This window comes from Acinetobacter sp. MF4640 (assembly GCF_002018895.1).
Classification (GTDB): Bacteria; Pseudomonadota; Gammaproteobacteria; order Pseudomonadales; family Moraxellaceae; genus Acinetobacter; species Acinetobacter johnsonii.
Genome location: NZ_MVOM01000083.1, coordinates 1 through 8,822 on the forward strand (window position 1 = coordinate 1; position 8,822 = coordinate 8,822).

General features: G+C 36.4%; 6 protein-coding genes and 3 pseudogenes. 2 read left to right on the forward strand and 7 right to left on the reverse strand.

From position 1 onward, the window contains the following. The 6 genes and pseudogenes from MF4640_RS19545 to MF4640_RS17670 all read right to left on the reverse strand — a co-directional run. A pseudogene (locus MF4640_RS19545) lies at window positions 1-138 on the reverse strand (IS5/IS1182 family transposase); the annotation flags it as partial. 301 nt (window positions 139-439) lie between these two features. Next, window positions 440-2,641, reverse strand: coding sequence for a TonB-dependent siderophore receptor (locus MF4640_RS17650; RefSeq protein ID WP_161944393.1), 2,202 nt, complete (start codon window positions 2,639-2,641; stop codon window positions 440-442). A gap of 431 nt (window positions 2,642-3,072) precedes the next feature. Further along, entirely contained in the window at window positions 3,073-5,262 is a 2,190-nt protein-coding gene (locus tag MF4640_RS17655) for a TonB-dependent receptor (protein WP_078390396.1), read from the reverse strand. Window positions 5,263-5,898: 636 nt separating this feature from the next. Further along, on the reverse strand, window positions 5,899-6,096 hold the full coding sequence (locus MF4640_RS17660) for a hypothetical protein (protein ID WP_005399626.1): 198 nt from the start codon (window positions 6,094-6,096) through the stop codon (window positions 5,899-5,901). A gap of 56 nt (window positions 6,097-6,152) precedes the next feature. Next, window positions 6,153-6,380 carry a hypothetical protein gene (locus MF4640_RS17665; protein ID WP_078390397.1) on the reverse strand — a complete coding sequence of 76 codons (228 nt, stop codon included), beginning with the start codon at window positions 6,378-6,380 and terminating at the stop codon, window positions 6,153-6,155. A gap of 106 nt (window positions 6,381-6,486) precedes the next feature. After that, window positions 6,487-6,696: a cold-shock protein gene (locus tag MF4640_RS17670; RefSeq protein WP_004693506.1), complete on the reverse strand. Its 210-nt coding sequence runs from the start codon at window positions 6,694-6,696 to the stop codon at window positions 6,487-6,489. A 434-nt stretch (window positions 6,697-7,130) separates the two neighbouring features. Between MF4640_RS17670 and MF4640_RS17675 the strand changes: the two genes are divergently transcribed. Further along, window positions 7,131-7,712, forward strand: coding sequence for a hypothetical protein (locus tag MF4640_RS17675; protein WP_078390398.1), 582 nt, complete (start codon window positions 7,131-7,133; stop codon window positions 7,710-7,712). 145 nt (window positions 7,713-7,857) lie between these two features. Here the strand turns inward: MF4640_RS17675 and MF4640_RS17680 are convergent. Further along, window positions 7,858-8,418: pseudogene (locus MF4640_RS17680) on the reverse strand (TonB-dependent receptor domain-containing protein); the annotation flags it as partial. Between the two features lie 170 nt (window positions 8,419-8,588). On the opposite strand from MF4640_RS17680, the pseudogene MF4640_RS19835 reads away from it, so the two are divergent. Further along, a pseudogene (locus MF4640_RS19835) lies at window positions 8,589-8,694 on the forward strand (MarR family transcriptional regulator); the annotation flags it as partial. Between the last annotated feature and the right edge of the window lie 128 nt (window positions 8,695-8,822).

Below are 8,822 nucleotides of genomic sequence, written 5' to 3' on the forward strand. Positions count from 1 at the left end.
GTTTGCCTTTTGATGGCGCATACCATTGCGTAGCAGGGCGAATTCAAACCAAATGGCAATATTTCCGCGACTCATGAGTGCTCGGTTATATGCGGGCCAATTGGTTGTGCGGTAGATTTTGTGTGTAGGCTTCTTCATTTGAAAATTATATCGCTGAAAAACCCTTTACAGATAGGTTTGTGCAACAAAGCCCCTTTGGAGTAGTGACTTGGAAAAGGAAAGAGCTTAAAACCAGTGTTCTACGAAGAGCAGACGAGCAATTATATCTTGCTAAAGCAAATGGTCGTAACTGTATATCTCCACACTCAGTACCTTAAGCTAAAATCCATTTAAAGCGATAAGTTACCCCAGTTAAAACTTTCTAAGCTCGATATTAAAACTCTAGATCCTAAAAAGTCGCATTTTCTAACCTTCATTAAAAAATGCGACTTCATACATTTTAAAATTTATAATTTAACGCAACTACAGCAGACCTGCCGTCTCCCATATAGCCAGTTTTGTAGTTTGCAATGATGCGGGTGTAGTACTGCTCATCAAATAAATTATTAATATTTAGTGACACACGGGTTTTCTCATTAAGATCATAAGCACCATACAAACTTGCTACAACATAATCTTCTTGTTCCGCTTTTATTAGGTTAGGCTGAGCTCGTGTTCCCATATTGATATAATCATAGCTTGAACCATACCAATTTAAACTACCGCCAACTCTCAATCCAGAAAGATCACCACTAAACTGGTAGTTTGTATTGAATTTAGCTGTTTGCTTTGGATTTGCGGTATTAATTTTTTTGCCTTTCGCATCCTCTGTGTCATTGTATGCATATCCAAATGTAAGCGTCCATGCATCCGTAAGTTGACCTAATGCTTCAACTTCAAAGCCTTTCGTTTTAGCACCTTTCACAGCTCTATAACGCGCTTCAATGCCATTTAACCCAGTCCCAGCGATTTGTTCAGCGACATTGTCTTTTTGAGCATAGAAAACTGCCGCATTGACGTCTAGCCGATCATCAAAGAAACTGTTTTTTAAACCTAGCTCTGTATTACTGCCCGTAACAGGATCCAAGAAATTATCATTAGCATCTAAACTCGACTGTGGTTTAAAGATTTCGGTATAACTTGCATAAATAGTGCTAGTTGGAAAAATGTTATACGTAGCAGCCACATAAGGCACAAAAATACTAGATTGCTTTTGCTTTGAAGTCGTACTGATGAGTTGGCCTTGATTGAAGTTACGGGTTTTAGTCTCCCAGTCAGACATACGTCCACCGGTGAAAATCTTAAACTTGTCTGCGATGTTCCATCGTGTATTAATAAAAGTTCCAAACATTTTGGTGTCTGTTGTTTTGTCTACACCCGTTCTTTCTGGTTTGAAATCAGGAGATGCATTTCCGTAGAAATGTTCAATATCATTAATTGTATTTCCTGCTGAGTAAGTAGGGTAAGTGAGTCCATATTCATTAGCTTCTCTATCCCAACCATTAAAACCAAAGACCACTTGATGTTCTCGGTTAAATAAATCGAATAGTCCATTGACTGTTAAATCATATGTATTTTGGTTCAAATCCCCTTCAGATGCCCAATGTGAATAACTTAAACCCGTGCCATCTTTGTTTAAGTTTCCATTGTATGCATATGATGTTTTAGCAAATGCATCCAGATCCTGTCGACTGAATGAAAGTTTAGCCTTCCATCTGTCATTAAAGTTATGGTCTAAATACACATAACTATTTTGTAATTCACGTTGCCATCTCACCCAGTTCATCGAACCAAAGTTATCTTCTGATGAAAAGCTAGTTTGACTCCCATCGCTATAGAAAATTGGTACACCTCCACCAAGACTGTGAGGGTCATCATCTTGGTAATCAATACCCAAAGTAAGTTGAGTTTGATCAGTGAGTTTAGACGTTAATGATCCTGAAATCGTTGTTGTATTCTTTTCATAATAATGTTTCCCTGTTCTACCGTCTGATGTCGCAACAATTAAACGTGCGTTAAGTTTATCATCAGCTAACAGCCCGCCACTAATATCTCCAGTAAATCTTCGCCCATCGAAAGTATCGTAACTTGCTCCAAGCTGTGCATTAAGCTCTTGTGTTGGTTTTTTATGGACCATATTAATTGATGCAGAAGGCTCACCCAGCCCAGTGTTTAGGCCATTTACCCCCTTTAAAACTTCAATGTGATCATAAATTGCCGTATCAAACACAGGCATAGCAATTACGGAACCACTAACACCTGAATAAGATGATGCAATACCATCAATTTGAATATTATCGACTGCAAACCCACGAACGTTGTAATTTGGGCGTTCGCTATCGTTATATCCAATACTTACTCCGGGTACTTGTTGCATCACGTCTGCAACAGTCGCTAAGCCTTGATCCTGCATTCTTTGCTGTGTAACAACAGTCACTGTCTGAGGTGTTTCCTTCAATGCAATATTCATTTTGGTTGCTTGAGAAGACTTACTCTTTTTATATTTTTTACTGTTTTCCGTAGCATCCTCCCCGTCTTCAGCCTGCACCACTATAGGAGCTAAACTTGCTACTGGCTCAGATGCTGCTGCATAAAGATATGAACTAAATAAAGGAGTTGAAAGAACGATAAGCCAAATTTTATTAGGTGGGAAATACTGCATACCACAAGTTACCATTTGCAAATGAGAATCATTGTATACTAATTATCATTTACATATTCTGCACAAATAGAATATTTACACAAAATAATTGAGTGTTTATGCGCATGTTCTACATTTATAGGTTATGAGGACAGATCATGCGTATTCTCTCAAGTCCCCTAAAAATTTGTAGATTCGAAGTTTACAATCAGGTCTTGTAAGTTGCCTTCTCGTCGCGTGTAATTCGACGAGAAGTTAGTTTGAGGTATTAATCATACAAATAATTCAGATGAGTAAAATTACATGAAGGCCATTCTAGTTCCATGAGCTCTAGAATGGCCTTGCATAAAATAATGATGTTATATGTTAAATCTTAGGAATTTAACTAAAAATGTTATCCCGATTATTTTAGATAGAATTAAAAAGTTCTACATAACATGCTTCAGGCACCATTAGTAATTAATGGCATAACTTAGTGCAAAAGTACGACCTTCCGCTGGGATCGCTAACAATGAGTTGGCATTGGTCACTGCTGCTTGTTGGGCGAATACAGTTTTATATTGATTACCCCATAGATTATAAACACCAAAGTCCATACGGCCTTTCGCTACTGGAAAATGTGCTAATACATCCATAGTCGTATAACCTTTAATCTCTGCTGCACTGTTACTATCACTCAATCCAGCTGCTTTTAACTCTAGGTCATCTTTATAGGCTTTGTCAGTTCCTTTGATTGCAAGCATTTGAGCACGTACACCATAGCCATCTTCATTATTCCATTCTGCAAACAATGTGCCTTTCATTGGTGAAACTGCAAAAGCATTTAACTCATGCCAGTTATTGGCCACATCCTGATACTGGCCTCTTGTATAACCCAAAGTTCCACCCACCTTATAATTTTCCATAAATGGGTAACTTACTGTTGCCTCCGCACCATAAACTCGCTGATCTGTGTCGACAACATTTACAGATCGATCCGAGTTAAATTGAACGACTTTATCAGAGGTATTATAGAAACCTGTTAAGCCCAAATTTAAGCCTGTGTCTTGATTTAAGCGCCAGCCGAGTTCATAGCTATTCACAGTGATTGGAGCAATACCAGATGTGGTTAAAGTATATGCTGCGACATCACGTAATACACGCTGTACATCTGGATAGCTATAGCCTTGTGAAAAATTGGCATAGACTTGTTGAGTATCAGTGAGTTTATAGACAGTGCCTAAGTTAAACAGAAATTTATCCGAGTCTGTAGAGTCTGCCGCCATTAATGTATAAGGCTTACGCGCCGTTAAATAGCTTTCAGTGTCTGCCTGAACATATTGGTAACGTACCCCAGCTTGAATATTAAGCTGATCAGTTACGGCATAGTCCCCTTGTATAAAGGTACCAATATTCTGAATTTCAGTATCTGGTCCTGAGCCTTGTTTTTCTCCAGTTGGGGTATAAACTAAACCATTATTGCTTGGCGTGTAGTAGTCTGCCCACTGATGGTCTTTTTCCCAATCATAGTCTAAGCCATAAGTTAGTTTTAAATCACGGTCAGCAACTACAAGAGCAGACTGTAAAGTTGAACGAATCCCAGCATAGTCCACATTAGATTGACTTTGCTTTACATTCACACCATCTGCTGAATAGCCATAAGGTACAAAGCGAGACTTCTCATTTCGATAGTATGCTTCAACATTCAAAACTTGCCCTAAAAAATCCTGATTTTGGTACTGCGTATTAAAAGCATAACGTTCAGTAAAAGGCTGATTATCTAAGCTCCAACCTTTGACCGCTTTGTAAGATGGATCTGTTTTTGTGAGTAAATAAGAATAATCAGGCCCATATTCTGTATCTTGTTCATCTTTATAGTACTGAGCACCAAAACTTAAACTTTGGTTGTCAGTTAAATTAAAGTTTAAACGACCATTCACATCAATAGTATCGGTATCCATGGTGCTGCCCTGCCAAGGGCTTAATGAAATACGATCCCCATTACCATCAAATTGAGAACCTCGATTGGTATAGTCTATGCCAAGAAAACCATCGACTTTATCATTTGCAAATGAAGCTGTTTGTCCCACTTGATAAGCTAGGCTGTCACCGCGGAAATTATCGGCAGATGTCACACCCAATTTGGTTTGAAAACTGACTGGTTCTGATTTATCGGCACGTTTGGTAATAATATTAATAATCCCGCCTGTCGCACCTGAACCATAAATACTGGTCGCACCAGAAACCACTTCAATGTGATCAATCATATTTGGGCTAATACTATTTAACTGACGTGACACATCACGTGAACCTGTTTGTGATACCCCATCAATCATTACAAGTACATTACGTCCACGCATAGTTTGACCATAATTACTACTCGTTCCACTGCTTGGTGCTAAAGATGGAACCAGTTGCGCCAAAACATCTGCAACTTTACGACCTGGGCCAGCCTGTTGCGCAATTTCATCAGCAGAAATGGTTTGGACAGTTCCTGCAATTGCGGAAATGCTTTTCGGTGTACGTGTTGCTGTCATCACGATAGTTGGAAGTTTAGCTTCAGTATTTTGTGTTGTAGAGTCATTTGTTGCTGTGTCTTCAGCATACAGTTGGGTACAAATAGCTGCCGTAAGTAGACAAAGACTAAAGTGTGACAAGCGCATTTTTATTTCTCTTCTGTAAAATATTTACGAGAATGATAATTATTATTATCTTTATTGTAAAACTTTTTATTATATTTTTAATGCAGTAAATTCTATCTTGAATACGAAAAAGCAGCCTTCATTTCAAACAGGTGTTGATCGTCATACGCTAGCATTTCTATACTTACTTTCAATGAGCTCCAATACGATATAGGTCATATTGTCATGCAGCAGACACCTATTATGAATTTGGTTTTTAAAAACCCATTTTCGGAAAACTTTCTGTGAACTCATTTAGGAGCGAATTGAGCTAGGAATATAACGAATAATAGGCAAAGGGCTGCATCGAGAAACCAATCATTGGAAGAAATTTGGAGATTAAGAATTCCTCGGGGACAAGCTAACAATCATTAAACCTATAATATTTATATAATAAAATGAATTTTTCTTGACATTCACAGAAGATTTTTTGCTAGGAATACTTTTTAGCTATGTCATTAAACTACTTATTAACAAAAGTATTCTGCCTGACATAGCCCTCTTCAAATTATCTAAAATAACTGTTCTATAATTCAAATATATTTGAGGAGGAGTAATTGGGGTTGGTTAAGATAATTGTTGTATTAGTCATCACGACCAAATTAAAACTAATAACATTCAGATCAACTTAAAAATTTTATCGCTATTAAGACTTTGGAAGAACATTTCAAAACCAGGACGAATATCTTCGCCATCAACAGTGATATATCTTAAATTTGAATGCAACATTGTACTGCAAGAGTTTTTATCTACAGTTGCCTGAATAGAGTATTCAGTACCGAATTGATCTTTGACAGTAACATTTTTCTTTAACATTTTTTCTATACCTATAATATTAATTCATTTAAAAAACAATATAATCAAATATTTAGTTAGGCAACTTTATAGTTAAATTTAAATAATTGATTTAAAGCGGTATAGAATGTTCTACCATCTAAATTTAAGTCCACTTCGATTCCAGACTGAAGCAGCACACGCTTACCCACCTCAATAGATTTGAAGCCGTCACGGGTATTTTGCATTTTATTTAGAGGAATTAACGAGACTATAATTTCAGTACCATTTGAAGATTTAGCAATTAAGGTATTAAGTTTTTTCAATTTTCACCAGTTTTTTTCATATATTCCAACAAGGAATAAATATTTAATTAATAATTTTTAGTCATTAAAAAAGCACTGTTCAGTGCTTTTTTATATTTAATGCTTCTTATAAAGCAACAATATTTACAGCATTTGGGCCTTTTTGACCTTGCTCTATGCTGAATGACACTTGTTGGCCTTCATGCAATGTTTTGAAGCCTGAACTAGCGATTTCGCGAAAGTGAGCAAAAACATCTGGACCAGATTCTTGTTGAATGAAACCAAAGCCTTTAGTTTCATTAAACCATTTAACTGTACCGGTAACTGTAGTAGACATAATATATCCTGCTGAATTTTAATAATTTTAGTCAAAAATAAATGACTAGATGTAACTTTGAAAATAATAAAAGTGGAGCTTAATATCTGAAACAACGGAGGATTATGACTAAAACTGCGATACTTAAAGAAGATTTACTAAACATTACTTTTTTCTAGTTAGGCCAAGTATACATGAAAAAAAAAAATATTCAAGTTATTTATAGCTGTCATAAATTTTAATTATATTAGGTGTTTCCTGCAATCAATTGAAACGTCCTTAAAAATAGTAGTGTAGCATCTAAAAAAAGCCCTAGTCGTGTGCTGAGCCTTAGAATAGCTTGAACCAAAATATTGAGGCTAGAGGTGAAATTTCAAACGTTTCGCATAAGGTGTACTATGTGTGTATTCTAGATAAATAAAATAGCCTTTAAATACAGTTTCTTAGGATCAATAATGAATGATAAAGTTAGATTAATCTTTTGCATCGCCCTACTCTCAAATTTGGGAGCATGTGTTGGCAATATGAACCCTACAGGCGGCAATAGTAGGTCTGATTATCCTTATTACATCACGACACAACCAATGATCGTGAAAAAGATCAATGTACCTATAGGCACAAAACTAGAATATGAAGAACAACATTTTAAATCAGGCCAACAAGATTCATTACTGAACGAAAGAAAACTCATCAGGATTTCCTTCCCAAAAGATCAATCCATGAATTGGGCTGGTGTACCCATTGGTTTTATTCACAAATATTTTAACTCAGAAATGAAAGGCTTCAGCGTTTATGCACGTTTCAACCAACTCTCGAGCAATAAGCAGACACGATTTTCTCAACTTTGGCAGAAATGTAGTGATGACTTAGGCATTCGTGTTAAAAATACGGATGATTGGACATTCAATCTCAATAATATCGCCGATATCGATAGTTGTAGTGTGAATTATCAAAGATACTTTAAAGATAACGTCCAACAACAACATTATCTTGATCAGCTTTACCAAGAAATGCAAAAAGCAGGAACAGTGAAATAGCTCTTGGGTATTCAAATAATCACAACTATACAAAATCCTCCATACTTAAGATTTTTAATACTCACAAAGCACTGTTTTGATTTAACTTAAATAAAGATAAAGCGCCACACGGCGCTCTATCTAGACTTATGGTGAGGATAATATATTAAATATGCATCGTTATGCCTAATTGGAAAGCTCTACCTGGTAAGGGTGCAATATATTTTAATGGAGAGTTTTGTGGCCGTGCATCTTCATCCAGCAAATTAGAACCATTGATAAAAAGATCAAAACTGGCGTTTTTCAACGTCATTTTTTTACGAATATCTAAATCAAGCAAATTGTATGCAGGCAATGGTACTTCCTCACCCACATTTTTACCTAGGTAACGAGGTTTGTCATAATAAATACTAGACAGCCGCGCTGACCAATTCTCTAATGTCCACTCAATATTTGCACCATAGCGGTTGGTTGGCATATTGGGCAAATAGATTCCATCATTGGCTAAACGTAAACGATCAGGATGTGTCGCTTTATTCTTGACCAAATCTGCAAAGCCACCTACTTTTAAATCCCCAAAGTTGCCGAGGGAAAACATATGGTTCATATCCAACTCAAAACCATTCACTTTTGTATCGGTTTGCTTCCAATACTTCAGTGGTAAACGGTTCCGCATAGAAGCACCTGAGTGGGACAAATACAAATAGTCCTCAAAATCCATTTGGTACAATGAAACGGCTTTGTTGCATAAATATGTAAGCATCTGATTTAAATAAATTTAATTTTGGATCAAAAAATAATCAAAACTTTTAAAATCATATAGTTATGAAATCTTTGTGCAACAAAGCCGTTATACAGACAAATTCGTCTTATAGTTACCAAAAGGATACTATTGAAATGGGTAAGCTAAAACATTCGCGTTTTGATTGCACACCAGGATGTTCTGTTGAAGCTGCCATAGGCTTACTTGATGGTAAATGGAAGAGTATTATCTTATGGCATTTTGAATCGTACCGGGTTTGTCGGAGAGTCAATATTCTGAGAGACTATCCCGATGACAAAATTAAAATATACCCCTGAAATCAGAGAAAGAGCGGTTCAATTATTGATTGAATCTGAAAAAGATTATCC